Source organism: Marivita sp. S6314, assembly GCF_023015985.1.
Classification (GTDB): domain Bacteria; phylum Pseudomonadota; class Alphaproteobacteria; order Rhodobacterales; family Rhodobacteraceae; genus Marivita.
The window spans coordinates 292307-317735 of record NZ_JALKAO010000003.1 but is presented as its reverse complement, the minus strand read 5'-3'; the positions used below and the strand labels follow the sequence as shown (position 1 = coordinate 317735).

The window sequence follows — 25429 nt, the reverse complement described above, 5'->3', positions numbered from 1 at the left end:
CGGGATCGCCCTCCACCAGCGTGTTACGCCCGTGGGGGCGCAACTGTTTTGCTGCACGCCTGTGGCGTGACGTTTGGTTTATGCGCTGCTGGCCCTTACATCGGGGATAGATCCAGCGGTTAGGGAGGCGAAAGCCCATGTTTGAAAATCTGTCCGAACGCCTTGGCGGCGTCTTTGATCGGCTCACCAAACAGGGCGCGTTGTCCGAGGATGACGTTAAAACCGCCCTGCGGGAAGTCCGTGTCGCCCTGCTTGAAGCCGACGTATCCCTGCCCGTTGCCCGCGACTTTGTGAAAGCGGTGCAAGGCAAGGCCACCGGTCAGGCCGTCACCAAGTCGGTCACACCGGGCCAGCAGGTCGTCAAGATCGTCCATGACGAATTGAAGCACGTCCTGACCGGCGATGAAGACCCCGGCAAGCTCAAGATCGACAACCCGCCTGCCCCGATCCTGATGGTTGGTCTGCAGGGGGGCGGTAAGACAACGACGACGGCCAAGATCGCAAAACGGCTGAAAGAGCGCGACGGCAAGAAGGTTCTGATGGCGTCTTTGGACGTCAACCGCCCTGCCGCGATGGAGCAGTTGCAGATCTTGGGTGTGCAAATCGGGGTCGACACCCTGCCCATCGTCAAGGGCGAAGACCCGGTCGCCATCGCCAAGCGCGCCAAGACGCAGGCGTCTTTGGGCGGTTATGACGTCTACATGCTTGACACAGCCGGTCGCCTGTCCATCGACGAAGAACTGATGGCGCAGGTCGAAGCGGTGCGCGATGTCGCCAACCCGCGCGAAACGCTGTTGGTGGTCGATGGCCTGACAGGTCAGGACGCGGTGCACACAGCGGAAAATTTTGACGAACGTATCGGGATCTCAGGCGTCGTCCTCACCCGTATGGACGGCGACGGGCGCGGCGGTGCCGCCCTGTCGATGCGCGCGGTCACTGGCAAGCCAATCCGCTTCGTCGGCCTTGGCGAAAAAATGGACGCGCTTGAGACGTTCGAACCCGACCGCATCGCGGGCCGCATCTTGGGCATGGGCGACATCGTGGCGCTTGTGGAAAAGGCGCAGCAGACGCTCGAGGTCGAACAGGCCGAGCGCATGATGAAGCGTTTCCAGAAGGGTCAGTTCAACATGAACGACCTGAAGATGCAGCTGGAACAGATGATGAAGATGGGCGGCATGGAAGGCATGCTGGCGATGATGCCGGGGGCCGCCAAAATGCAAAAGCAGATGGACGGCGCAGGGATCGACGACCGCATGCTGCGCCAGCAGATCGCGCTGATTCAATCCATGACCAAGAAAGAACGCGCCAATCCCGCGCTGCTTCAGGCCAGCCGCAAAAAGCGGATCGCCAAGGGCGCAGGAATGGAGGTGTCCGACCTGAACAAACTGCTGAAAATGCAGCGCCAGATGTCGGACATGATGAAGAAGATGGGCAAAATGGGCAAAGGCGGCATGCTGAAACAGGCCATGAAGGGCATGTTGGGCAAAGGCGGTTCCCCGGAAGAAATGATGGGCAACATGGACCCCAAGGCACTGGAACAAGCCGCCAAGGCGATGGGCGGCAAAGGCGGCCTGCCCGGCATGGGCGGCGGTATGGGCTTGCCTCCGGGTCTGTCCGGCTTTGGGAAAAAGAAATGATGACATCTCTTTTTCAAAAATATGCAAACACTGACCGTCGGCGCAAAGGCGTCCGTTAAACCATGGTGACTGACACCCTCATCACCCGGCGGCTGATTCTCCGTCGGCCAAAGCTGTCCGATCTGGATAGCTTCGCGCGCTATTGCGCCAGCGACCGCGCGCATTTTCAAGGCGGTGCGGTGGATGCTGAGGAAGCGTTTGATCGCTTTGCGATGCTCGTCGGCCATTGGGAACTGCGCGGTCACGGGCGCTACGTGATCGAACGCAGCGGCGTTGCAATCGGGCACACCGGGCTTCTGACCGAGGTAAGCGGCGACAACTCGTTTTCATGGGCGTTGTGGGACAAATCGGTCGAGGGGCAAGGCTACGCGTTTGAAGCGGCCTATGCTGCCGCGCGTCACCTTCTTATCGACTGCGGTTGGGCCAACCTGCGCATCCTGATCCAGAAAGCAAACACCGCGTCACGGGCGCTTGCCGAACGGCTTGGTGCGAAATTGACCGACCGTCCCGCGCCGGACTGGTACAAAGGCGCGTTGACATATGCGCTGACGGCAGAGGGTTTTTCATGACCGCCCCTCTCATCGAAACCCCACGCCTGCGGCTGCGCCATCACATTGCCAGCGACCTTGACGCGCTGTGCGATCTTTTCGAGACGGATCGCGCCCGGCATATGGGCGGTCCGATCCCGCGCGTGCATGCATGGCGCTGGATGGCGTCAGAGATTGCGATGTGGGACCTTATGGGGCACGGCGCCTGGGGTATCGAAACGCGGGACGGCACCTTCCTTGGCCAGATCGGTATCCTGCGCCCCCCGCATTTCCCGGAGCGTGAGATTGGCTGGACGTTGCTGGAAACAGCCGAAGGTCAGGGGTTTGCCACCGAGGCCGCGTTGGCGGTTCTGGCCTGGGGCTGGGAGCAGGGGTATTCAACGCTGGTCAGCTACATTGCGCCCGATAACATGCGGTCGATCGCGCTTGCGACACGGCTTGGCGCAAGGCACGATCCTGCGGCCGCGCTGCCCGAAGGCGAGACGGCGGACGACACCGTTGTCTATCGACACAGCCCCGACACCGATGGCAGCCCGGAGGCTTATGCATGACAACTCCGCTTGCGCAGAAAGCGTCTTGGAAGACGCTTGGGACGTGGTTTGCAAACCACGTGGTACGCCTTTTCGAAAAGGCGTCCTGCCCATGACCCTTACGCTTGCCCCCCGGTTAGAAACGAACCGCCTGATCCTGCGCTCGCCCGTGAAGGCGGACGCGGACGCGGTGATTGCCTTCCTCATGGACGAAGTGCGTTCGGACGGGTTTGGCGGTTTTGACAATCGTCCCGATGCGTGGCGCTGGTTTGCGTTGAATGTCGGGCATTGGCACTGGCATGGCTACGGCTACTTCATCATCGAAGACAAAGCCTCGGGCAAACCGGCCGGGATCGCAGGCATCTGGAATCCCGAAGGCTGGCCCGAACCGGAAGTCGGTTGGGTGGTATTCGACGGGTTCGAAGGCAAGGGCATCGCTTACGAAGCGGCGCTCCGCGTGCGCCAATGGGCCTATGAGGACCTTGGCTTCACCACGCTGACGTCAAACATCGTTCCGGGCAACACCCGCTCCATTCGCCTCGCCGAACGGATGGGGGCCACGTACGAGCGGACCTACGACAACCCGAATATGGGCGAAGACATGCTGTATCGTCATCCGGGACCGGAGGCGTTGGCATGAGTGTCACCATTCCGACCATCACCACAGACCGGCTTGTCCTGCGTGCGCCCAAGGTCGAGGATTTCGAGCCGCTGCGCGCCTACTTCCAGGACCCGCGCAGTGCGTTCAACGGCGGACCGCTGGAACACAACGATGTTTGGGGCGTCCTGCTCAAGAATATGGGCCAATGGCATCTTCTTGGGCATGGTCTGTGGCATATCACCGAACCCGGTAAGGACCGCTATATCGGCTTTGCGGGCATCTTCCATCCACGGGACTGGCCAGAGCCGGAACTCGGCTACGGGATCATGGCGGAGTTTGAGGGCAAGGGCCTTGCGAGCGAGGCCGTGATCGCCGCGCGGCACGCGGCGGCAACGCATTTCGGATTTGATCATCTGCCAAGCTATATCGCGCCCGACAACGCCAGATCGGCCGCACTGGCAAAGCGCGTTGGCGCGAAGTTCGAGACCGAGATCACGCTGCGCGGGAATATCGCGCATCTTTATCGCCACCCAAAGCAGGAGGCCGCGTAATGGGACATCGCGACATTCCGGTCTTGGAGACCAAGCGCCTCATTTTGCGTGGGCCGGAACCCGAAGATTACCCCGATTTCAAGGCAACCTTTGCATCTTATCGCTCTCGCTTCATGGGGGGGCCGCTCAATGCCTATGAGGCGTGGATGCTGTATGCTGCCGAGATCGGGCACTGGGAAATCCGGGGCTTTGGCATGTGGATGGTGCATCTGCGCGAAACAGACGAAACCGTCGGCATGGCGGGCGGCTGGTCTCCGGCGAAATGGCCCGAGCGCGAGATCGCGTGGATCATCTGGCCGGAACAGGCCGGTCAGGGCTATGCGCTTGAGGCCACCCATCGCGTGCGCCAATTCTACTACGATCAGGGGTGGGAGACCGCTGTCAGCTATCTTGACCCCAAGAACCTCGACTCCATCCGCCTGGCCGAGCGGCTTGGCTGCACCAAGGACCATGACGCGCCCACCGTGGATGGCAGCGATGTGGTCTACCGCCACCCGAGTCCCGACGCCCTGCGCGGCACGCAGTTGGCGCACGGGATCGACATGGAAATCGCGCATTACCAGGACCCTCTGTTCAAACCGAAAGGCTGGGCCATTGACTGACATGACCGACACCGTGACCCGCGCCGCAGAGCTTCTCAAAGGCCATCGCGAAAGCATCGACCGGCTGGATGCGATCCTCGTGTTCACGCTGGCCGAACGGTTCAAACACACACAGGCCGTGGGAGAGCTTAAAGCTCAACACGACCTCCCGCCCTCAGACCCCGCGCGCGAAGAAAAGCAGATCGCGCGGCTCGAAGAGCTTGCGGCTCAGGCTGATCTAGACCCTGAGTTCGCCAAGAAATTCCTGAACTTCATCATTCAGGAAGTCATCCAACACCACAAACAAAAGCAATCGTGACGGGTCATCCCGTCATCTCGAAAACCTAGGAGAATACCAAATGGCTATCAAAATTCGTCTCGCCCGTGGCGGTTCCAAAAAGCGCCCCTTCTACCGTATCGTTGCCGCCGACAGCCGTATGCCGCGCGATGGTCGCTTCATCGAAAAGCTGGGCACGTATAACCCGCTGCTGCCGAAAGACAGCGAAGAGCGCGTGAAGATGGACGTCGAGCGCATCCAGTACTGGCTGGGCGAAGGCGCACAGGTCACGGACCGCGTGTCGCGCTTCCTTGAAGCCGCTGGCGTGGTTGAGAAGAAAGAGCGCAACAATCCGAAGAAAGCCGTTCCAGGCAAAGCCGCTCAGGAACGTGCCGAAGCAAAAGCTGCGAAAGCCGCTGAAGCAGCAGAGGCCGATGCGGCACCTGCGACAGAAGACGCAGCAGCAGAGTAATCTGCCGCAGCATCGCGGATGGCCGGCCCACCCGGCCATCCGCACCAAGGCTCTGCTCTATGACGATTGGGCCCGCCTGCCTGTCTGATTTTTGTCACAGCATTGCGGCTTGCATTCACCGCAGGGCCGCCATTTTTGCGATTGCCGATGGCAACGCTTGACGCGCGACGGGCGTCACACCATTTCACAATTGAACCCCTTAACCTGAAGGATTCTTCAGCCATGTTTGCGCGCCCCGCCCTTCTGACAAGCCTTGTCGCCGCCCTTGCAACACCTGCGTTTGCAGCGGGGCTCGACACGTCGGCCGACAGCACCGCCGTGATCGCACCCGCGCCAGCCGCCGCGTCGCCCCGGTTTGTGTTCACGCTGCGCGGCGGCGTCAGCGCGACGCCAGAATATTTCGGCTCGGACGAGTTGGAAGTCGGCCCTGACCTTGGCTTTCAGTTCAACTACCTGGCGCTGCGCAATGGACGCAGATTGGGCAATCCGGACCCTTGGGCGGATAACATGGGTCTGACCTTTGGCGGGTCGTTCCGGTTTGTCAAAGAACGCAGCGCAGATGACTTCAGCGAACTGGCCGGGTTGGACGATATCGATGCGGCGCTCGAACTGGGCGGATCGGTTCGCTATGGCACCGAACACTTTGCCGCCTTCGGCGAGGTGCGCCGCGGGTTTGGTGGACATGAAGGCTGGGTCGGTGAAGTTGGAGCCGACGCGATTCTGCGTCCGACCGACCGGCTGAGGCTGTCGCTGGGACCACGGCTGTTTTTCGGCGATGAGGATTATTCCGCGACCTACTTTGGCATTACGCCCAGCGAAGCCAGTGCTGCATTGCCTGCCTACGACCCCGATGGCGGGCTTATCTCGACCGGTGTGGAGTTCGGCGCGCGTTACCAGATCAATGATGTCTGGGGGCTGGAAGGTGCGGTCACGTGGGAGAAATTCACCGGCGACGCCGCCGACAGTCCGATTGTCGAACATGGTGATGACGAGCAATGGGGCATTCGGTTTGGCGTGACCCGCGTGTTCAGCATCGGCGGGTGATCACTGTCTGTGCAATTGCCACCGGGCGCGTGTCTGGTTTATCCAATCGCATGCAGTGATCTGGAGCGTTTGCCGTGAGTGAAAAAGTCTGTGTCGGAGCGATTGCCGGGGCCTTCGGCGTGCGTGGTGAAGTGCGCCTGAAGAGCTTTACCGCGACCCCCAGCGATATCGCGGAGTACGCACCGCTTGAGACCGAGGACGGCACGCAAAGCTTTACCATCAAGATCACGCGGCAGATCAAGAACGGGTTGGCCGCGCGTCTGTCGGGGATCACCAACAAGGAAGCCGCCGATGCGATGCGCGGCGTACAGCTTTTTGTGCCGCGCGAGCGTTTGCCGTCCTTGCCGGATGACGAATTTTACCATGCCGATTTGATCGGCCTGACCGTCACCGACACGGGCGGCACATCCTTGGGTAAGGTTTTGTCGATCATCAACAATGGCTCGGACGATCTTTTGGAACTGTCAGCACCCGGTCAAAAACAAACCGTCCTGCTGCCCTTTACCAAAGCCGTGGTTCCGACCGTGGACCTGACGCAAGGGCGCATCGTGGCGGATCCGCCCGAAGGCCTGTTTTCGTGACAACCCAAATCGTCATTCACGCGGGCTTTCACAAAACGGGAACCACCAGCGTTCAGGCCATGCTCCGCGAGAATGCCGATCTCTTGACGCCGCATCTCAGGGTGTTCCTGAAGGAACATTTCGAGGATCTGACGACCAAGGCCCGGACGTTTTCTATTGATCCGAACGAAAAGACCCTGCGGCGCGTCGTGCGTGCAGCGCTGAGTTTTTTCGAAACGATTGATCCGCAGGACTCCCGCCCGGTTTTGATATCGTCCGAAGACCTGTCCGGGCACATGCCGGGTCGGCATGGTCTTGAGTGCTACGACAGCGCCGGTCTTGTGATGAAATGTCTCTCCGAAGCGGCTTTGGCCCATTTCGGCACCGACACCGACCTGACCTTCTATTTCTCGACGCGCGACGCCGACGCTTGGATGCGCAGTACGTGGTGGCAAAACCTGCGCAGCACACGGTTGACGCTTGATTTCGAGGCCTATCGCGCCCAGTTTGACGACGCGCGGGGCTTTCAGGATATTTTGGGCGAAGTGGCCGACGACGTGGCCCCGGCCAAGGTGGTTTCCACATCGCTGGACGTGTCAGCCGAACGGTCACTTGGCCCACTGCACCCCCTGATCGACCTGTTTGATCTGCCTGATTTTGACATGTCGGAATTGACCGTTCTGCCGCCCGAAAACGTGCAACCCGACATTGGCATTGACGCGGTGTTTCTTGCGCTTAACCGCAGTGGTCTTCCGGAGAAGGACATTCAGGAGGCCAAACGGTCGATCCGTAAAATGGCACGTCGAATTTCGCCTTAGTTTTAGACACAGCTTCGCCAAATTAAGACCATTTCGCCGCCCGTTTCGCGGCGGGAAATCGCCATTCCGCTTCGTTACACGTTGGTTACTGCTCGGGGGAGCGTAGTGTGGTGAATGGTCTGATACGTCGAATTTTATTGAGTTTTGCTGCGCTTTCCCCAGGCGTGGTGGCTGTGTCGGTTCAGGAAATTGCGATTTCCATGGCACTGACATTGATGGGGATCGCCGGTGCGGTCAGCGTCGCCGCAGCGGCTGTGGCCGTATCACCAAAAGTCAACGAAACCATGCAGTCCGCAGGTTCGGGACGTCCCGGGTACTTTTCCCTTCTCACGCATGCGGCATTGGAAAACCTGCGAGACACCTGTCCGGATGTGACGCTGGTTCGCGCGCATCTGCACGATATCATCTCCCCCGCAGATACCTCTCCGGGTTTTGTCAGCGAAGATCATCAAATCGCGATGGTGCTTGCCCAGATCATGGCACGTTGGGAGGTGCTGGACGCGTTTCAGCTCAATGACGATCAAGCGCGGGAATTGTGGTTTCTGGAACGCCTGCTGCGCGCCTCACCCGCCGAAGCAGGTGCCATGGCCGAGTGTTTTGCCTCGCCCGATGTGGTGCTGGCGATGAAAGACCGTGTCGCCGCAGACGCATCCGCCTGAACTGGCCTTTTCACGTCAGAGCAGGTACTGCCGTCACCGTTGAACAGGGCAGACCCGATGACCGATCCCAAGACACCCCCCGCACGGTCCCATGGTCGCAAAACCTTGCGACCCACGCTCAAACCACGCGAGCTGATGGACCCCACCCCCGACCTGGCCCATGTCTGGAAAGCGCAGGTCATCACCCTGCTTCCCGATGCCTTTCCGGGCATATTGGGACAGTCGTTGACGGGGCGGGCGCTCAAGGACGGGCTGTGGCAACTTGAACCCGTTGATCTGCGTCGGTTCGGAGAGGGCAAGCACCGCAATGTTGATGACACACCCGCCGGTGGCGGCGCTGGCATGGTATTGCGCGCCGACGTTATGGCCGCGGCCATTGATCAGGCCCGCACGCGCATCGCCCCGACCGCACCAATGATCTACCTGAGCCCGCGCGGCAAACCGTTCACCCAGGCGATGGCGCAAGACCTGGCGTCGGGGCCGGGCGTGTCCCTGATTTGCGGTCGGTTCGAGGGCCTCGATCAGCGCGTGATTGATCATTACCCGATTTTAGAGGTCAGTTTGGGGGATTTCGTGCTGACCGGCGGTGAGATCGCGGCGCAGGCGATGATTGATGCCATTGTCCGCCTGCTTCCCGGCGTTCTGGGCAACGAAGCCTCGACCGAAGAGGAAAGCTTTTCAGATGGGTTGCTGGAGCATCCGCAGTACACCCGTCCGGCCGAATGGCGTGGTCTGCCGATCCCGCCTGTCCTGATGTCTGGACACCACGGTGACATCGCGAAATGGCGGCGGGCGCAGGCAGAGGCCCTGACAAAAGCGCGACGCCCCGATCTGTGGGACACGTGGTGCGCAAGTCAGGCCACGAAAGACCGGTCAGGGAAATAAAACTCAACAGGTGTTTCTGTGATAGCGTGCCCCAATCGGCCCGAAACTCAGGAGGACCAAATGGCGCTTACACTACAAGTGATCTACCCGATCAGCGATGACACCCATTTCGACTACGATTATTATCTTGGCACGCATATGCCCCTGGTGGGCGAACACATGGGCGCGCATATCGACAGCACGCTGGTGACCAAGGGTCTTGCCGGAGGTCCCGATGCCCCGCCCCAGACCTATGCGATTGCAAGCATGGTGTTTGCCGACAAAAGTGCCCTGGATGCAGCGATGGCCGCTGCAGGGCCGGTGGTGGCAGACATCAAGAACTTCACCAATACGACGCCCCAAATGCTGGTGGGTGAGGTCATCGCCTGACCGCAATCGACCCATTGTGGTTCCGTCCCGGCGATGGTTAGTCTTTCCCAATGCGATGAGAGAGGCACATCATGAGCGAAGACGAATCCAAAGACGACAAGACATCCGGTTCGGACGCAATGACCGATCGCCTGCTGAAAGCGCGGCAGATCCTGATCTGCGAGGCGATTGACCAAAAAATGGCAGCGCGGGTGATCAACCACCTTTTGGCGCTTGCGCAGGACAGCGACGATGACATCACGTTGTTCCTCAACTCTCAGGGGGGCCATGTCGAGGCGGGCGACTCGATCCACGACATGATCAAGTTCATCAAACCGCGGGTGAAGATCGTCGGCACCGGCTGGGTCGCAAGTGCCGGTACACATATCTATCTGGCCGCCCCGAAAGAAGACCGCGTCTGCCTGCCCAACACGCGCTTCCTGATACACCAGCCCTCAGGCGGCGTTGGTGGCAAGGTCACCGACATCGCCATTCAGGCCGAACAGATCGAGATCATGCGCAAACGTCTTGCACAGATCATCTCGGACGCGACGGGCCAGCCCTTTGACAAGGTCATGCAGGATATCGACCGCGACCATTGGATGAACACGGACGAGGCCAAGGCGTACGGCATTCTGGATCGGGTGATAACTTCTGTGGACGATCTGACCTGATCGTCACACTCCAACACACTGATGGGCCAGATGTCTGAAGAAAGGGCGTTTGGCGCGTCAGGTTCTAAAGTTCCTATCCGATGCTGATCCTCAAGCGCTTTGACAACAGGTCTGCCGTGCGAAGCTCTTCAGTCTTGCGTGGCAAATGTACCAAAGGTCGGGTCAGAGCTACGCGGTAGGAACGGTCGTTCCCACCTGTTTGCGAACCCTGTGAGGTCTCACATCACGAATTTGTCTCCTACTCAGAAAACGGCGTGTCCCAAGGTTGCGCTGCATCGGCATGGAGTGTCCGGCTTGGCGTGTACCTGCCCGGTTCATCAAGGGATGACGCGTGGACATACACGCAATGCGCCATGCGCTCACTGCGACGGGTCAGCGGAGAGCCACAGGTTGGACAAAAGCTGCTCCAAGTCGGTCGGCCCGATCCGCCAGTCATCTGATATTCTGCTCTTGGGCCATCGACCTGAAATGTCTCGGCGATCAGCGGGACCATTTCGGAATGCCCGCCTCCGGTGAGTTGCTGGCAATCGCGGCAGTAGCAGCGGAACATTGGAACATCCGCGAGCGTCCCACGATACCGTGCTGCGCCACATTTGCACCCGCCTGAAATCGTCTCTGCCATATCGACCCCTCGCCCGTGTTCCGTTTTGTCCTACGCCTTGATGGCGCTCATCCGGTAATATGTCAGCGAGAAAAAGAACCGTCCTCGCTGGGCGAGATCAATCTGCTCATCAAACCAATTTTTGGTCTCCGCAAAGCTCATGTGCCCATTCTCGGCAGCATATCGCGACATCAGATGCAAAAGCATGAAAGCAATGCCGTCCGGGCGCAGGGTCGTATCGCAATAGGTGAAGGGTTCAACTTCAACGGCGACAAACCCGGCATCCCGCACGAGGCGAGGCCAAAGCGCCGCAACACGTGGCTCAATGTAATGGTGATCCCATGCCTTCTGAACACGGCACATGCGGTCTTCATCCTCGGAGAACCAGTCAAGTGTCTTGCATCCCGTATCCACCGCAACAAATCGGCCACCTGTGCGCAACACGCGATGCGCTTCACGAATGGCCGATGGTATATCCGAGAGATACTCAAGAACTTGCACCGCTACAGCTTTGTCAGCCTTTCCATCTTCCAACGGAAGCGCGTCGGCGAAACCCTTTTCGATTTCTACAGTCGGAAACGCAGTACATCGCGCCGAAGCCGGAGCGCGCATATCTTCACTTGGATCAACACCGATGACCCGACCGGTCGGGCCGATTGCCCGCGCGATCTCTTCGGTCAAAAGCCCGTTGCCGCATCCGATATCAATGACTGTGTCACCCTCTGTAAGGTGAAGCGCATCAAATGCCTTACGACGGCGTCGCGTCACGTCGCCCCCCTGGTACGCAATTTCAAGCAGCTTTGTCGTTTCTTCATCGAACCTCAGCATTCTGCAACTGTAGCAAGTGCAAGCGAACTAGGAAATCGCGGTGGTTAAAGACGGCATTCGTGCGGAGCACAGCATCGTTCAGTGACGTCTCTAAGATGGCATGCGGCAACGCAACAGCCGCCCTTGCCAAGCAACGCAAGACCGATCACCCAACACGCAATTGTCACGGCTCTGACCAGATCCAGATACATGCCACGGCGCGTCATTGGATCACTCCGAAAAACACTACAATGTATTGTAAAGAATTCGGAATGCCGACGCTTTGAGGCTAATCAAGATACGTCAAACACGTGTAGTCCCGGCCTTCATCCTATACGCGCCCACTCGCCTCTGATGCAAAGCCACGTACCGCTTCGTCGGCGCTTTGCACCCGTATGCTCGTGCAGCGACATGACGTGTTCTCCGCTAAGCGCAAGCAGGTGAAAGTGCCGCCTTCCGTAAGGACTTCTTGATCTTGCCTGAAGGTCAGTAACTGCTCGACGCGGCTGGCAAAAAAAACTGAGCTTCAGAGGTATAGGCTTCAGCGTGTTGCAAACCGCTCCGATTGCCAAAAAACGAGATGAGAACCAGAGCCAAGTGACAAGGGTTCAATCCTCGTCCGGGAACGACACGACCTGCACGGTCTTGCACGCAAAATTGCCTTTCGATCCATCGGCAAGCGCAGTTTGCGGGTAATATGCGGGAATGCTTTCGTCTGTGCACCCGGCCCTGAAGCTCGAGAGCATCTCATCCGCAATTGATGGATCCAAGGGACCATGATTGTGGATCGGAAGATGATATTCCGCCTGTTCGGGGCTGTGGAATGTCGTGTCAAAGAAGTTTCCCTCAACGTCTCCGACAGGCAGAAAACCAGCCAGCGATATCGTGCCGTCCTCGCCGACCACGCCGCTGGCCGCGAGGGAGACGACGGAGTCGCTTTCCATGCCATTCACCATGGTTTCAACCGGTGTACAGGGGTTGGCCGCACATACGCCCGGGTTCTGAATTGCAACCCACCACACCGTCACACCGTCACCGGGCGTCAAACCTGACGACTTGATGGCCATGGCTGCGCCGAATGGCCCTTTTTCGAGGATTGCACTGGTTCCATCAACAGGCCCGGGCATCATGCCACTGTCGGGTGTCCAACTCATAGGTTTTGTGATGGCGTCGGCGACTGCGTCGCTGGGCACGAAAACCAATAGTGAGAATGCGATCACGACCGGTTGAAACAGGCGCTTGAAAAACTCCCTTGGCTTCATGACAGCCTCCAATTCTGGTTGTGAGAACCGCGCGCGGCGGGTCCTTGAAACGTCAATGTAACTCGGTAGAATATGCGATATTGCGTCTATTCTGTCGCGCAAATCTGGATGAAATTTTGTGAAATCCAACGCACTTCGACTGGGTGATGTGAGGTTTGACCCAACTTCTCGGACGCTTTACCGAAAAGACGGGCAGGCTTTGCAGCTGCGCAACAAGTCGAAAGCGGTGCTGTCATTCCTCGCGCAAAGGCCCAACAGAACGGTCGCAAAATCTGACATTCTTGAGGAGATCTGGACGGATGTCATCGCGTCTGACGAAAGCCTGGTGCAGTGTATTGCTGACATACGCCGGACGCTTGGTGCTGACGCGCGCAGGATTGTTGAGACGGTGCCGCGTGAAGGATATCGGCTGAATGTCGAAACGGCAGAAGACACATCATTGCGGATGCCAGTGGCAGGCTGGATTGCCGCACTGAGCGCGTCCTTGGCTTTGGCTTGGTGGGTATGGCCAGTGGGGCCAGACGGTGCTCCTCCGGTCGCACCTGCAGGCCAGATCGCATCCGCTTCAACGCCACCGGGTACGCAGAGTGAGGCCGCCTATCTCGAAGTGCTGCAAGGCCGATTGTCTGCCAATCATTTCAGTCTTGACGACAGTCTGACGGCAGAGCGCCATTTTCGCAGCGCGATTGCGCTTGATCCCGAGTACGCGCGGGCTCACGCGGAATTGGGCACATTGCTTGCGGTGCGGTTCGAGAATGACTGGACCGTGCTTTATGAGGCCGACAAGCAAAAGGCGCTCTACTATGCGCAACGGGCGGTCAATCTTGAGCCTGATTTGTGGCTGGGGCATTACGCCCTTGGACGCTTGCACAGTGTGTTTCGGAACCCGGACATGGCCGAAGCCCATCTGCGCACTGCATTGTCGCTGAAGCCCGAGAATGAAGATGCGCGGGCCTATCTGGGCGTTGTTCTCAATTTGCAGGGCGATGCCGAAGCCGCGACGACAATCCTTCGCCAAGCGATTGCAACGCACCCCAATCCGCCGTTCTGGTATTACTTCGGTCTTGGGCATGCGCTGTTCAATACAGGTCAATACGCATCCGCCAAGGCAGCTTTGAATACGTGTCTGTCGTTGTCCGAAGGTTCACCCTACTGCCTGCGATATCTGATCGCCGTCAATGGGGAAATCGGCACCCCCGCAGAAGCCGCAGCCGCCATGCGAACCTATGAGGCGTTGGGCTTCAAACTGACGGTTGACGACATAGCCAGCACACTCGCCCATTACCGCCCCAAGGACCGTGCGAGACTGGAAACGGCTTTGCGGCTGGCCGGCGTTCCGGGCTAAACCCCAGCCCCGGAACAGATTGGTATGCAACCCTCGTAAGGGACTGCGTTTCGCAAGATTTCATAATCCTTCAGTTGGTGAAGTGCCAAGCTGTCCCCTCCACTGAAGCCGCACTGTTGTGCGTGCGGATCGTCCGGTCCGCATGAATTCATTGAGGAGGATTTTTGATGAAAACTCTTGGTTCAGTCCGACAATTTGCAGCCGGGTGCGTCGCGGCGTCGGCACTTGCATTCCCGGTTCCGGCAACCGCCGACACGTCCCGACTTGGTGATGTCTCCCTGGACATCAGTTGCAAAGATGACGCGCGGCCTTCCTTTGAGACCGGCCTCTTGCTGCTGCACCACATGATGTATCGCGAAGCCGCTGCTGCATTTGAAGAGGCGGCGCACGCGGACCCTCAATGCGCCATGGCGCAATGGGGGATCGCAATGTCAAAGTTCCACCCACTATGGCCGGGCGGTCCGACGCCAGAGGAAACCGAAGCCGGTCATGCGGCAGCGATTGCGCTCGGTGACATGAACACAGGCTCAGCGCTGGAAGCAGAGTTCACCCAGGCTGTGATGGCCTTTTATGCAGGTGATGATGTTCCCTATCGCGCGCGGCTGACTGCCTGGGCCACGGCCCAACGCGCGGTTGAAGAGAGCTTTCCCGATCATGACGAGGCCGTCGCATTTGGAGCGCTGGCACAGTTGACCCTGGCACCGCGTGGCCCCGAAGCTGTGCCGGAGCTGTCAGATGCAGGTGCCCGCATGGATCGGCTGCGCGCGAGATCGCCGCTTCATCCGGCAGGCTATCACTATGCGATCCATGCCTATGACCATCCAGCGCTGGCCGAACGTGGCCTGGAACCGGCGCGATCCTATCTCGATATCGCGCCCCAGAACCCACATGCGCTGCACATGCCGACACATATCTTCACACGGCTGGGCCTCGCGGCGGAGTCATCTGAACTGAACCGTCAAAGCGCTGCTGCGGTGATTGCACAATCGGGGCCGGACGTCCTGAGCGGGCACTACATCCATGCGCTGGACTACGCGATCTACGCCGAACTGCAGAAAGGTAACGTGGACGAGGCCGAAGATCTCCTGGCCGCGCTGGAAGGGCACGCCAATCACGAAAATGTCTTTGGCACCGCCTATGCTGCAGCTGCGGCGCCGTCACGGCTGCCGCTCGAACAGGATGACTGGCAAGCTGCGGCGGCGCTGCCGACGCAGATGCATCCGGCCGTTAGCTGGGAGCGGTATCCTCAAGCGGTTGCCATCCGGTGGTTCGCCATTGGGCTCGGGGCCGCCCGGTCTGGCGATACCGCAACAGCACAGGCCGCATTGTCGGAACTGTCTGAACTTCGGCAGGTGATGGAGGAGCGCAAGGCCAATTATTGGCTGATGCTGCTGAGCGCGCAGACCGGCGCGATCGAAGCTTGGCTCGCGTTGGCCAATGGCGATGCCGAGACAGCCATTGCGTTGATGCGTGACGCCGCCGATATCGAAGACAAGGTAGGCAAGGCCCCCGTCACGCCCGGGCATGTCCTGCCAGCCCGGGAGTTGTATGGCGATTTGCTGCTGGAAGTTGGCGACAAGGCTGCCGCAGAAGACGCCTATCTCGCGGCGCTTGGAACGTCGCCAAATCGCCGTCGCAGTTTGCAGGGTCTGCAGCGGGCGACCGCCAACTGAAGCGTCCCAAAGTTGACCCCAACCGATCTGGTCATTCGGTTGGGGTTCAGGCCAAGCTGCGCTTGGATTCGGCTCCATCAGTTTCCGTTTCCGCTGTGAGGTTTTGTCGTTGCGGCTGCTTCGAGCTCTGTGCTTAAACTAGCAGCCAGATCGAAAAACTGTCGTCGCACGGTCTCGGCGTAGGGATTGGCCTTCTCAATCGCTTCAAAGACCTCTGGCGCATCGAACTGCACCATGGAAATCGCCTCGGACAACAAGTCAAAGCTCTTCGTTGTCATGCGCGTCGGCAACGGTCCCATTTTCAGCAGCACTTTGGCGATCAAGTGCGTGAGCCCTTGGACAACCGCAACTTCATTGTCGTGATCCTCTGGTGTCGTGAGAATGACGGTCAGACCAAGACACTTGCGCAGGAACGCAGCCACCTGCGTATGCCGTTGCCCCTGAACGGGGCAGACCGCAACTTTCAGACCCTCAATTCCCTGTCCGGCGCTTTGCGGGCCAAACAATGGATGAGTTGCCACGATATCTACATGGTTCGGAAGCAACCGTCGCATGATTTCCGCCGGTATAACTTTGACTGAACCGACATCGACGATGAGCGCGCCCGGTTTACATGTGACCGCGATGTCACTGACGACCTGCTCAAAGGCAGACACAGGTGCCGCAATTAGGATCACATCTGCCTGCGATACCGAGCGCAACGAAGTAAGAGTGACCCCAAGCTGATGTGCGACCTCGGCAAGGCCGGGTGATGGATCATACGCTGATATTTCGAAATGCGCACCAAGATGACGGGCGGCCAGTTGCCCGAACGCACCAAACCCGACGATGCCCAGTGTGGTAGGTTGGCTTTTGTCGTTGTTGTTCATTTTTTCGACCTTTGAAGATGCCACCCGGCACAAGGTCGATTGAATGTTGACCGCTGTCAGGGGCAGCGGAAAACCAACGATGAATGACCCGCAGCTATGGAAGCCGAGGATAATAGTCCCGCGATTGGAAGCACGAATTCATCATGTGACGGCACCTACAGCACCCAAGAGAGCCGTGTCAACGACAGCAGGATAGCGGCCATCGGCTGCGGCAGGCGAGTCTGGAGCTTTACGCTCCCCGCCGAGGTTTTGTCGCATCACGGCTCACACAAGGTCGCGTGGTGACGCCATGACCAGCGTCATCCGACAATCTGCCACCACTGTGCACTGAACTGCTTGAATTGTGCTGCGGGTTCTGGTTTACGGCGCATGTTCCGGGTGTCAGCCCGGTGCGGTGATTCCGTGTGTTCTTCGCACAAGGCCAAGCTGCATCCATCCCGGACGGCAAAAGACAAAGTCGACCTGATCTCTGGCGGGCGCACCGGTTCAACTCGGACGCGGACCCGGACGAAGACCAAGAGCTCTGAGGACGCGCACATCTTTGCGGACCAACCGCAAGCAGTTTTAGGAGAGAAGCGATGGACATTATCGCTCAGTTGGAGGCGGAACAGATCGCCGCCCTCGGGAAAGATATTCCCGATTTCAAAGCCGGTGACACCATCCGTGTCGGCTATAAAGTGACCGAAGGCACCCGCACCCGTGTGCAGAACTACGAAGGCGTCTGCATCAGCCGTCGTCAGGGTTCTGGCATTGCCGGTTCGTTCACTGTTCGCAAGATTTCGTTTGGGGAAGGTGTGGAACGTGTGTTCCCGCTTTACTCGACCAACATCGACAGCATCGAGGTTGTCCGCCGTGGCCGCGTTCGCCGCGCCAAGCTGTACTACCTCCGCTCGCGTCGCGGCAAATCTGCCCGTATCGCGGAAGATACAACATACAAGCCGCTCAAGGGCGCAGACGCGTAAGGACCCGAGAGATGAAAAAAGACATTCACCCCGAATACCACGTCGTCAACGTCAAGATGACAGACGGCACAATGCTTGAAATGCGCACCACATGGGGCAAAGAAGGCGACACGCTGTCGCTCGACATCGACCCAACCGTGCACCCGGCATGGACAGGCGGCAACTCGCGCCTGCTCGACACCGGCGGCCGCGTGTCCAAGTTCAAGAAAAAGTACGAAGGTCTGGGCTTCTAAACCCGCCGTCTTTCGAGTTTCGGAAAAGCCGCTCTGGATCAGTGCGGCTTTTTCTTTTGCCAAAACACTTTCCTTTCGCGACGGAGACGTTCTTTTTACCCAGGAATGCCGCTGCCTTTGAAAGGTCCTCGCCTTGGACATTGCCCCCATCATCGCTGGACTATTCCTATTTGGCGCTTCGACAGCTATCGGGATGGCCCAAGTCGTCAAGATCATCAACGTCTACGAAGCAAATCATGAACTAAAACAGGGGTCTGCGGGATGGATAAAGACCATCTCTGGTTGGACCTTGGTGGTGTTCTGGCTGCTGATCACATGGTTTCTGGCGACAATCATCGGCGATTGGGCTGCGAGTGGTGATCTTGAACAGGCGATTGACCGCTCTTGGATGCGACTTCAGATCATGTTGGAAATCATGGCAGCCCTCGGATCAGACTGATGGGACAGGCAACGGTCCAGCAATCCGAACTCCAGTGCCAAAGCTGCGGCGGCCAGTGCGCCTTTGACCCAGCACAACAAGAACTTTTGTGCCAAAGCTGCGGCTCCCTTTGGCCGTTGGCGACCGACGACGATCACAAGGCAGCAGATGAATTCCCGTTTGATCCAGACGCACCCGCGGCCGAACCACCCTTCCTGCAAGGAGACCAAATCCACCAATGTGAAACCTGCGGTGGCGAGGTGGTTTTCACCGGGGCAGCGCTTTCGGAGCATTGCCCATATTGCAATGGTTCGGTCGTGCGTGCAGTCGAAGAAAAAGCCTATGAAACCATGGCACTGGTCCCGTTCAGGATTGACCGCGACTATGCCGCCCGCTGTATCACAGACTGGATCAACCGGCGCATTGCGGCTCCGTCCGACCTCACAAGTCTTGCTGCGGAAGGCCAGATCGCCAGCATCTACGCACCCTTCTGGACGTTCGACAGCAAAGAGGTCATCGAATACTGGGCCACCTACGAAGAAGGATCGGGCAAGACCCGCCGTCGTCGTCGCCGGACAGGGCGGATCAATATTGATTTTAATGACATGCTGGTTCCGGCGTCAGAACATGTCACGCCCTTGATCCGCGATGGCATATTGCACGATTTCAAAGCGCAATACTTGCGGCCTTACAGATCCGGCTACCTTGCTGGATTTGCGGCAGAACGGCATCATATGACCGTGCAGGAAGGGCTTCAGGCAAATGAAGCCGACAAAGATCTTCTGATCCGCAACCTGATCGAAGGCGAGATCGACAAGCCCAATCCACGTGTCGAGCGCTACCGAACAGATACCACCGGGATTCACTATCGACGCATCCTGCTGCCTGTCTGGATCTTGCACTACACGTATCGTGGCACGCCGAAAAAGGTCGTGGTCTCGGGCATTGATGGTCGCACCTTTGGTGAACGTCCCTTCTCGCCATGGAAACTGGCGGGCTGCTCCGCCGTTTTGACCGCTCTGACGATGGCGATCGGGCTGCTTTGGGGGGCCACCGGGGTGCTTTAAATGTGAGTCGCCGCTGCACCGTTTCCCGACGGATTTTCCGCAAACACCGTATCTCACGTTGCAACCGGCGGCGTCTATGCGCATAGCTGATCCAAAGCACGTGAGAGCAGACGCATGGCACATATCATTGTTGTCGGGAACGAAAAGGGCGGCGCCGGGAAATCGACGGTGTCGATGCATGTCGCCACGGCCTTGTCGCGGATGGGGCATCGTGTCGGGACGCTGGACCTGGACCTGCGGCAGAAAACGATGGGGCGCTACGTCACCAATCGCCTCAAGATGCTGGAGAGCGACGGGCTGGAGCTTCCAACCCCGCGCTACATGGAATTGCCCGAGATTTCGCCGGACAGTCTGCAACCGGGTGAGAACATCTATGATCATCGCCTGTCTGCAGCGGTGGCAGAGCTTGAACCCGGCAGCGATTTTATCCTGATCGACTGCCCCGGATCACACACCCGGCTTAGCCAGGTGGCGCATTCCCTGGCCGACACATTGATCACGCCACTGAATGACAGCTTTGTGGATTTCGACCTTCTTGCCCATACCGATGCCGCCGGGGAAAAGATCGAAGGGCCTTCGGTTTATTCCGAGATGGTCTGGAACGCCCGCCAGTTGCGCGCGCAGGCGGGTCTTCCGCCAATCGACTGGGTGGTCTTGCGCAACCGTCTGGGTGCGCAACAGATGGTCAACAAGGCCAAGATGGAAAAGGCGCTGGAACGTCTGTCCAAACGCATCGGGTTTCGGGTTGCACCCGGTTTCAACGAACGGGTGATCTTCCGTGAATTGTTCCCACGTGGCCTGACATTGCTGGACCTCAAGGATGTTGGTGTAAAGCAGCTGAACATTTCCAACATCGCGGCGCGTCAGGAACTGCGTGACCTGATCAAGGCGCTGAACCTGCCGAACGTCACCGTCACCTTCTGATCCGCTGGATGCACGGCTCGCGTGCCCTATCTTTGCGCCATGCAAGGGAGGGACCATGCACGGCCCGACACGTAAAGAACTTTGGTTCCGCCTGATCTTCAGCCTGTTTGGGCTGGTGCTGCTTGCGGTTGCCGTTGCGGTTCGCGGAATCGCAAACGCGGCGGCGCTTGTCGAAGTCGTGGGCATCGCTGGCGCGTTTTTTGGCGGCACAGCGATCTGGACAGCGGTCAAACTCCGGCGGCAAAGCGATTGACTTGTCTCTGCGGCTTGGCTTCAGTCTGACCGCGCGCGATAAGGAAACACAATGCCGGCACCGATCAATCAATTTAAAACGGCCCTTGCTTCGGATACACCGCAGTTTGGCCTCTGGCTGGCGCTTGCAAACGGATACACAGCAGAAATCGCGGCAACTTCGGGTTTCGACTGGCTGTTGCTGGATGGCGAGCACGCACCGAACGATCTGGACACGCTCAATACACAACTGATGGCGCTGTCCGGGCACGATGTTTCGCCCGTCGTCCGCATTCCGCACAATGATCCGGCACTGATCAAGCAAGTCCTTGATATGGGTGCGCAAACCCTGCTGTGTCCGATGGTCAATTCGGCCCGTGAAGCGCAGGCCATCGTCGAGGCCATGCGGTATCCGCCCCGCGGCATACGGGGTGTCGGGCATATGCTGGGTCGAGCGTCTGGCTTCAATGGCGTTCCGGATTATCTTCAAACGGCCGAAGATCAACTCTGTCTGATCGTTCAGGCTGAAAGCGTCGCCGCGATTGACGCGCTGGAAGAGATTTGCGCTGTGGACGGGGTGAACGGGGTGTTCATCGGCCCTGCCGATCTGTGCGCCGATATGGGCCTATTGCCTGACATCACCCACCCGGACGTGCGCATAACCGTCCGAGACGGCTTGGCACGCATTCGAAAGGCGGGAAAGGCCGCTGGCATCATTGACGGTGACCCGGACCTGATCCGGGAAGACCTGGATGCAGGGGCCAATTTTGTGGCGTTGGGGGCGGACGTCCTTTTGTTGGCGGATGCCATGCGATCCCTCTCTCATTCCTGGAAAACCCAATATCTTGTGGATAATTCGACCTCCAAGACCACATAAGCCACGCTTCCATTGACTCAACGCTGGCACTCGCGACACACTTGGCGTCGAACAAGGAATCAAGCAGGCAGGCAGAGTGCGCTTTTCCAAGCTACGACTGACAGGCTTTAAAAGCTTCGTAGACCCCACCGATCTGATCATCGCCGATGGTCTGACGGGTGTTGTGGGGCCGAATGGTTGTGGCAAATCCAACCTGCTGGAAGCGCTGCGATGGGTGATGGGCGAAAACCGCCCGACCGCGATGCGCGGCGGCGGGATGGAAGACGTGATCTTTGCCGGGGCCGCCACCCGCCCCGCGCGCAATTTTGCCGAAGTGTCGATCCATATCGACAACTCAGACCGCCTTGCCCCTGCCGGGTTCAATGATCAGGACCAGCTTGAGGTTGTCCGTCGCATCACCCGCGACGTGGGCAGCGCCTATAAGGCCAACGGCAAGGACACCCGCGCACGCGATGTGCAGATGCTGTTCGCCGACGCCTCGACCGGCGCGCATTCGCCCGCGCTGGTGCGGCAGGGCCAGATCAGCGAATTGATCAACGCAAAACCCAAGAACCGCCGCCGCATTCTGGAAGAAGCCGCCGGTATCTCAGGCCTCTACCAGCGTCGGCATGAGGCCGAACTGAAACTCAAGAACACCGAAGCGAACCTGCTGCGCGTCGATGATGTGATCGAACAACTCGCCGCACAGCTTGCGCAATTGGCCCGCCAAGCCCGACAAGCCGCCCGCTACCGCGCGATTGGCGATGAGCTGCGTCATGCCGAAGGATTGCTGCTCTACCGTCGCTGGAAAGACGCAGATGTCGCCCGCGCGGAAGCGGACGCACAGTTGCGCGAGCGCACCACGGATGCCGCCCGTGCCGAGACCGCCGCGCGCGAGGCCACCAAAGCCCGCGAACAGGCCGACGCCGCACTGCCGCCATTGCGTGAAGAAGCGGCCATTGCTGCGGCCATTGTCCAACGTCTGACGCTACAACGCGACACCCTGTCGGAACAAGAACGCCGCGCAGAGGACACGATCCAAACCCTGACCCGGCGCATCGAACAGATGGCCAAAGACATGGAGCGCGAAAGCGGCCTTAATCGTGATGCCGGGGAAACCATCCAGCAATTGGAATGGGAAGCGCGCGAGCTTGAAAAAGCCGCCGAAGGCCATGACGACAAACTGGCCAATGCCGCCGAGGCCGCGCGCGACGCGGGGGCCGTGCTGCAATCCCGCGAGGCCGATCTCAGCCAGAAAACCGAAGACGTCGCGCGGCTGGCCGCCCGCCATCAGTCGGCGCATCGGTTCTTGTCGGACAGCCAAAAGACACTCGACCGCAACGAAGCGGATGCCGCCCGCGCACGCGAAGCAGTTAAGGCGGCAAAGACCACATTGCGCGCCGCCGCCGAGGCCGCCGCGCAGGCACAGACCGAACAGGTTGCCGCACGAGACCTTGCTGACCGAGCCGAACAGGTGCTGGCCGAAGCGGAAACAGCCCGGGCCGAGACGCAGGCCCGCGAGGCCGATGCGCGGGCCGAACGCTCGGAAGCCGAAGGCGAAATGAACGCGCTGAGTGCGGAAACGACAGCTCTGGCGCGCCTATTGGATCGTGACACCGCCGAAGTCGGACAAATCCTTGACCGATTGCAAGTCGAACAGGGGTTCGAAAAGGCGTTGGGTGCGGCATTGGCCGACGATCTTCGCGCGCCGGAAGTCGAAGGCGACGGGCCTACCGGGTGGACCGCCTTGCCCGCCTATGATGACACGCAGCCTCTGCCAGCCGGTGTGACCGCCCTGACCCGGCATGTGTCGGTGCCAGACGTGCTTGAGCGGCGCATGGCGCAGATTGGTCTCGTCGACGCCGATGATGCGCCCCGCCTTCAACCGCTTCTGAAACCCGGCCAGAGGCTGGTCAGCCTTGATGGCGACTTGTGGCGCTGGGACGGGTATCGCGCCTGGGCCGAGGATGCGCCGTCTGCCGCTGCATTGCGGCTAGAACAGCTCAATCGCCTCGAAGCGCTGAAACAGGAAACGGCGCGGGCGTCGGCGCGTGTTGATGGGGCGCGGGATGCGCATGAAAGCCTGACAAAACGGCTTGCCGATCTGACACAAGCTGAAAAAGCCGCCCGCCAGGCGCGGCGCGATGCGGACACATCGGTCACCGATGCCGCCCGCAAACTCAGCCGCGCAGAAGCAGACAGCGACATGGCCGAAGGCAAGCTGGAAAGCCTGTCATTGTCGGTGTCCCGTTTCGAAGATGAAGCCACAACCGCCCGCGCGCAGCTTGTCGAAGCGCAACGCGCTGTTGCGGATCTCGAAGATCTCGACACCGCCCGGGCCGAGGTTGAAGACCTCAAGATGACGGTCGAAGCGGCCCGCATGACGATGATGGCGCGGCGATCCGAACATGACGAATTGCGCCGCGAAGGTGACGCCCGCAAAGCGCGGGCGCAGAAGGTCAGCAAAGAGCTAAGCGGCTGGCGGCACCGTTTGGAAACCGCCGAAAAGCGCAGCGCGGAACTGGCCGAACGACGGGAGGCCGCACAAGCCGAACTGGATGCCGCCTCGAACACACCTGCGGAACTTGCCGCGCAGCGGGATGAACTGGGCAAGGCGATTTCAGAGGCCGAGGCGCGGAATGCAGCGGCGAACGACACGTTGTCCGCTGCCGAAGGCGCGCTACGCAGCGCAGACCAACAGGAACGGGACGCAGAACGCCACGCGTCAGAAGCCCGCGAAGCCCGCGCCCGATCCGAGGCGCGCGCCGAAGCCGCGCGCGAGGCCGTCAACGCCGCAGCAGAGCGGATTGCGGAAGAGCAGGACACAAGCCCAACCGCCCTGCTTCAAAAGCTGGATGCGGATCCCGATAACCTGCCCAAGGCCGAGGCCATCGACAACGACGTCAACCGCCTCAAACGCCAGCGGGATGCGCTGGGGGCGGTGAACCTGCGCGCCGAAGAGGACGCGCGCGAGGTACAGGAAGAACACGACACCCTGCTGAACGAAAAGCAGGATCTGGAGGAAGCCGTCAAAACGCTGCGCTCGGGCATTGCAAGCCTGAACCGCGAAGGGCGCGAACGGTTGCTGACCGCGTTTGAACAGGTGAACAGCAATTTCAGCTTGCTCTTCACGCATCTTTTTGGCGGCGGCGAAGCCAATCTGGTCATGGTCGAAAGCGACGACCCGTTGGAAGCCGGGCTTGAAATCATGTGCCAGCCGCCGGGCAAGAAACTGTCGACACTGTCCCTTTTGTCGGGCGGGGAACAGACGTTGACGGCGCTGGCATTGATCTTTGCGGTCTTCCTGGCCAACCCTGCCCCGATCTGTGTGCTGGACGAGGTCGATGCGCCTTTGGACGACGCCAACGTCACCCGGTTCTGTGACCTGTTGGACGAAATGTGCCGCCGCACGGAAACCCGGTTCCTGATCATCACGCACCACGCCGTCACCATGTCCCGCATGGACCGGCTGTTTGGTGTGACGATGGCGGAACAGGGTGTCAGCCAGTTGGTTTCCGTTGATCTGAAAAAAGCGGAACGCATGGTCGCGTAATCGTGTCTGCCCGCGTTGGGTTTAGCCTTTAGGGTGGACCCATGTTCAGGTCCGTTCTCTTCGTTTTACTCATCGCATCACAGGCCAATGCGCAGGATTTCGCGCCGCGCAGTGGTGATGTCCTGTTCGACCAAACCGCCCTCGACAACCGCGTGCGTGGCGAAACGCTTATCTTTTTCGATGACGGGCAGTCGCGGTTTTTTGACGATGGGCGCTACACCTACACATACGCAAATGACGGTGGCACCGGGTACGGGTATTTCGAAGTGACGGAGAACAGCACGATCTGCGTGGAATTCGTGACCGGGTTTTCGCGCTGCGATCTGTACGTGACCGATGCACAGGGCCGGTTGATCCTGATCACCGAGGCAGGGGACCGGTTCCCGATACGCCCCTGATCGCGCACCGCACACCGGATCATTTCAGAGGCCACACAGGGAAGT

General features: G+C 59.4%; 29 protein-coding genes and 1 pseudogene. 26 read left to right on the top strand and 4 right to left on the bottom strand.

Annotated features, from left to right (window positions below; translation table 11 throughout):
- Positions 1–137: 137 nt before the first annotated feature.
- The 15 genes from ffh to MWU54_RS10065 all read left to right on the top strand — a co-directional run bounded on the left by ffh (position 138) and on the right by MWU54_RS10065 (position 10185).
- Positions 138–1637, top strand: a complete 1500-nt coding sequence (gene ffh / locus MWU54_RS10135; RefSeq protein ID WP_247082823.1) for a signal recognition particle protein — start codon at positions 138–140, stop codon at positions 1635–1637.
- A gap of 62 nt (positions 1638–1699) precedes the next feature.
- A complete protein-coding gene (locus MWU54_RS10130; protein WP_247082821.1) occupies positions 1700–2206 on the top strand; it encodes a GNAT family N-acetyltransferase in 507 nt (168 codons plus the stop codon).
- Complete coding sequence (locus MWU54_RS10125) at positions 2203–2736, top strand: GNAT family N-acetyltransferase (RefSeq protein ID WP_247082812.1); 534 nt, start codon at positions 2203–2205, stop codon at positions 2734–2736. Before MWU54_RS10130 ends, MWU54_RS10125 begins: the two co-directional genes overlap by 4 nt.
- A gap of 91 nt (positions 2737–2827) precedes the next feature.
- On the top strand, positions 2828–3355 hold the full coding sequence (locus MWU54_RS10120; RefSeq protein WP_247082810.1) for a GNAT family N-acetyltransferase: 528 nt from the start codon (positions 2828–2830) through the stop codon (positions 3353–3355).
- Positions 3352–3867: a GNAT family N-acetyltransferase gene (locus MWU54_RS10115; protein ID WP_247082808.1), complete on the top strand. Its 516-nt coding sequence runs from the start codon at positions 3352–3354 to the stop codon at positions 3865–3867. The genes MWU54_RS10120 and MWU54_RS10115 overlap by 4 nt, the downstream gene beginning before the upstream one ends.
- Positions 3867–4469, top strand: coding sequence for a GNAT family N-acetyltransferase (locus MWU54_RS10110; RefSeq protein ID WP_247082806.1), 603 nt, complete (start codon positions 3867–3869; stop codon positions 4467–4469). The genes MWU54_RS10115 and MWU54_RS10110 overlap by 1 nt, the downstream gene beginning before the upstream one ends.
- A 1-nt stretch (position 4470) precedes the next feature.
- On the top strand, positions 4471–4767 hold the full coding sequence (locus MWU54_RS10105; protein WP_247082804.1) for a chorismate mutase: 297 nt from the start codon (positions 4471–4473) through the stop codon (positions 4765–4767).
- A gap of 40 nt (positions 4768–4807) precedes the next feature.
- Entirely contained in the window at positions 4808–5197 is a 390-nt protein-coding gene (rpsP, locus tag MWU54_RS10100; RefSeq protein WP_247082802.1) for a 30S ribosomal protein S16, read from the top strand.
- Between the two features lie 222 nt (positions 5198–5419).
- Positions 5420–6241 carry a MipA/OmpV family protein gene (locus MWU54_RS10095; protein WP_247082800.1) on the top strand — a complete coding sequence of 274 codons (822 nt, stop codon included), beginning with the start codon at positions 5420–5422 and terminating at the stop codon, positions 6239–6241.
- A 74-nt stretch (positions 6242–6315) separates the two neighbouring features.
- Positions 6316–6822 (top strand): ribosome maturation factor RimM, encoded by a 507-nt coding sequence (rimM, locus tag MWU54_RS10090; RefSeq protein ID WP_247082798.1) that lies wholly within the window; start codon positions 6316–6318, stop codon positions 6820–6822.
- Positions 6819–7619: a hypothetical protein gene (locus MWU54_RS10085; protein WP_247082796.1), complete on the top strand. Its 801-nt coding sequence runs from the start codon at positions 6819–6821 to the stop codon at positions 7617–7619. Before rimM ends, MWU54_RS10085 begins: the two co-directional genes overlap by 4 nt.
- A gap of 200 nt (positions 7620–7819) precedes the next feature.
- On the top strand, positions 7820–8278 hold the full coding sequence (locus MWU54_RS10080; RefSeq protein WP_247082794.1) for a hypothetical protein: 459 nt from the start codon (positions 7820–7822) through the stop codon (positions 8276–8278).
- Between the two features lie 57 nt (positions 8279–8335).
- Positions 8336–9163, top strand: coding sequence for a tRNA (guanosine(37)-N1)-methyltransferase TrmD (trmD, locus tag MWU54_RS10075; RefSeq protein ID WP_247082792.1), 828 nt, complete (start codon positions 8336–8338; stop codon positions 9161–9163).
- Between the two features lie 60 nt (positions 9164–9223).
- A complete protein-coding gene (locus tag MWU54_RS10070; protein WP_247082790.1) occupies positions 9224–9532 on the top strand; it encodes an EthD family reductase in 309 nt (102 codons plus the stop codon).
- Positions 9533–9603: 71 nt separating this feature from the next.
- On the top strand, positions 9604–10185 hold the full coding sequence (locus MWU54_RS10065; RefSeq protein WP_247082788.1) for an ATP-dependent Clp protease proteolytic subunit: 582 nt from the start codon (positions 9604–9606) through the stop codon (positions 10183–10185).
- Between the two features lie 238 nt (positions 10186–10423).
- Here the strand turns inward: MWU54_RS10065 and MWU54_RS10060 are convergent, their stop codons facing one another.
- From MWU54_RS10060 to MWU54_RS10050, 3 genes and pseudogenes are all read right to left on the bottom strand, one after another.
- Positions 10424–10807, bottom strand: coding sequence for a GFA family protein (locus MWU54_RS10060; RefSeq protein ID WP_247082786.1), 384 nt, complete (start codon positions 10805–10807; stop codon positions 10424–10426).
- A gap of 30 nt (positions 10808–10837) precedes the next feature.
- A pseudogene (locus MWU54_RS10055) lies at positions 10838–11617 on the bottom strand (methyltransferase domain-containing protein); the annotation flags it as partial.
- 584 nt (positions 11618–12201) lie between these two features.
- A complete protein-coding gene (locus MWU54_RS10050; protein WP_247082782.1) occupies positions 12202–12855 on the bottom strand; it encodes a hypothetical protein in 654 nt (217 codons plus the stop codon).
- Positions 12856–12973: 118 nt separating this feature from the next.
- Here MWU54_RS10050 and MWU54_RS10045 point away from each other — a divergent pair, with 118 nt between their 5' ends.
- Positions 12974–14200, top strand: coding sequence for a winged helix-turn-helix domain-containing protein (locus MWU54_RS10045; protein ID WP_247082780.1), 1227 nt, complete (start codon positions 12974–12976; stop codon positions 14198–14200).
- Between the two features lie 167 nt (positions 14201–14367).
- Positions 14368–15873, top strand: coding sequence for a hypothetical protein (locus MWU54_RS10040; RefSeq protein ID WP_247082772.1), 1506 nt, complete (start codon positions 14368–14370; stop codon positions 15871–15873).
- Positions 15874–15950: 77 nt separating this feature from the next.
- On the opposite strand, the gene MWU54_RS10035 is transcribed toward MWU54_RS10040, so the two are convergent.
- Entirely contained in the window at positions 15951–16742 is a 792-nt protein-coding gene (locus tag MWU54_RS10035; RefSeq protein ID WP_247082770.1) for a prephenate dehydrogenase, read from the bottom strand.
- A gap of 578 nt (positions 16743–17320) precedes the next feature.
- On the opposite strand from MWU54_RS10035, the gene rplS reads away from it, so the two are divergent.
- The 9 genes from rplS to MWU54_RS09990 all read left to right on the top strand — a co-directional run bounded on the left by rplS (position 17321) and on the right by MWU54_RS09990 (position 25384).
- Positions 17321–17704 carry a 50S ribosomal protein L19 gene (gene rplS / locus MWU54_RS10030; RefSeq protein ID WP_247082768.1) on the top strand — a complete coding sequence of 128 codons (384 nt, stop codon included), beginning with the start codon at positions 17321–17323 and terminating at the stop codon, positions 17702–17704.
- Positions 17705–17715: 11 nt separating this feature from the next.
- Positions 17716–17937, top strand: coding sequence for a 50S ribosomal protein L31 (gene rpmE, locus MWU54_RS10025; protein WP_247082766.1), 222 nt, complete (start codon positions 17716–17718; stop codon positions 17935–17937).
- A gap of 133 nt (positions 17938–18070) precedes the next feature.
- Entirely contained in the window at positions 18071–18376 is a 306-nt protein-coding gene (locus tag MWU54_RS10020; protein ID WP_247082756.1) for a hypothetical protein, read from the top strand.
- A gap of 296 nt (positions 18377–18672) precedes the next feature.
- On the top strand, positions 18673–19422 hold the full coding sequence (locus MWU54_RS10015) for a hypothetical protein (RefSeq protein WP_247082747.1): 750 nt from the start codon (positions 18673–18675) through the stop codon (positions 19420–19422).
- A gap of 114 nt (positions 19423–19536) precedes the next feature.
- Entirely contained in the window at positions 19537–20346 is an 810-nt protein-coding gene (locus MWU54_RS10010) for a division plane positioning ATPase MipZ (RefSeq protein ID WP_247082745.1), read from the top strand.
- Positions 20347–20401: 55 nt separating this feature from the next.
- Complete coding sequence (locus tag MWU54_RS10005) at positions 20402–20599, top strand: hypothetical protein (protein ID WP_247082743.1); 198 nt, start codon at positions 20402–20404, stop codon at positions 20597–20599.
- Positions 20600–20650: 51 nt separating this feature from the next.
- Positions 20651–21454 (top strand): HpcH/HpaI aldolase/citrate lyase family protein, encoded by an 804-nt coding sequence (locus tag MWU54_RS10000; protein ID WP_247082741.1) that lies wholly within the window; start codon positions 20651–20653, stop codon positions 21452–21454.
- A gap of 76 nt (positions 21455–21530) precedes the next feature.
- Positions 21531–24986 (top strand): chromosome segregation protein SMC, encoded by a 3456-nt coding sequence (smc, locus tag MWU54_RS09995; RefSeq protein WP_247082739.1) that lies wholly within the window; start codon positions 21531–21533, stop codon positions 24984–24986.
- A 41-nt stretch (positions 24987–25027) separates the two neighbouring features.
- The gene (locus MWU54_RS09990) at positions 25028–25384 is read left to right on the top strand and encodes a hypothetical protein (RefSeq protein ID WP_247082737.1); all 357 of its coding nucleotides are present in this window, start codon (positions 25028–25030) and stop codon (positions 25382–25384) included.
- Positions 25385–25429: the final 45 nt, after the last annotated feature.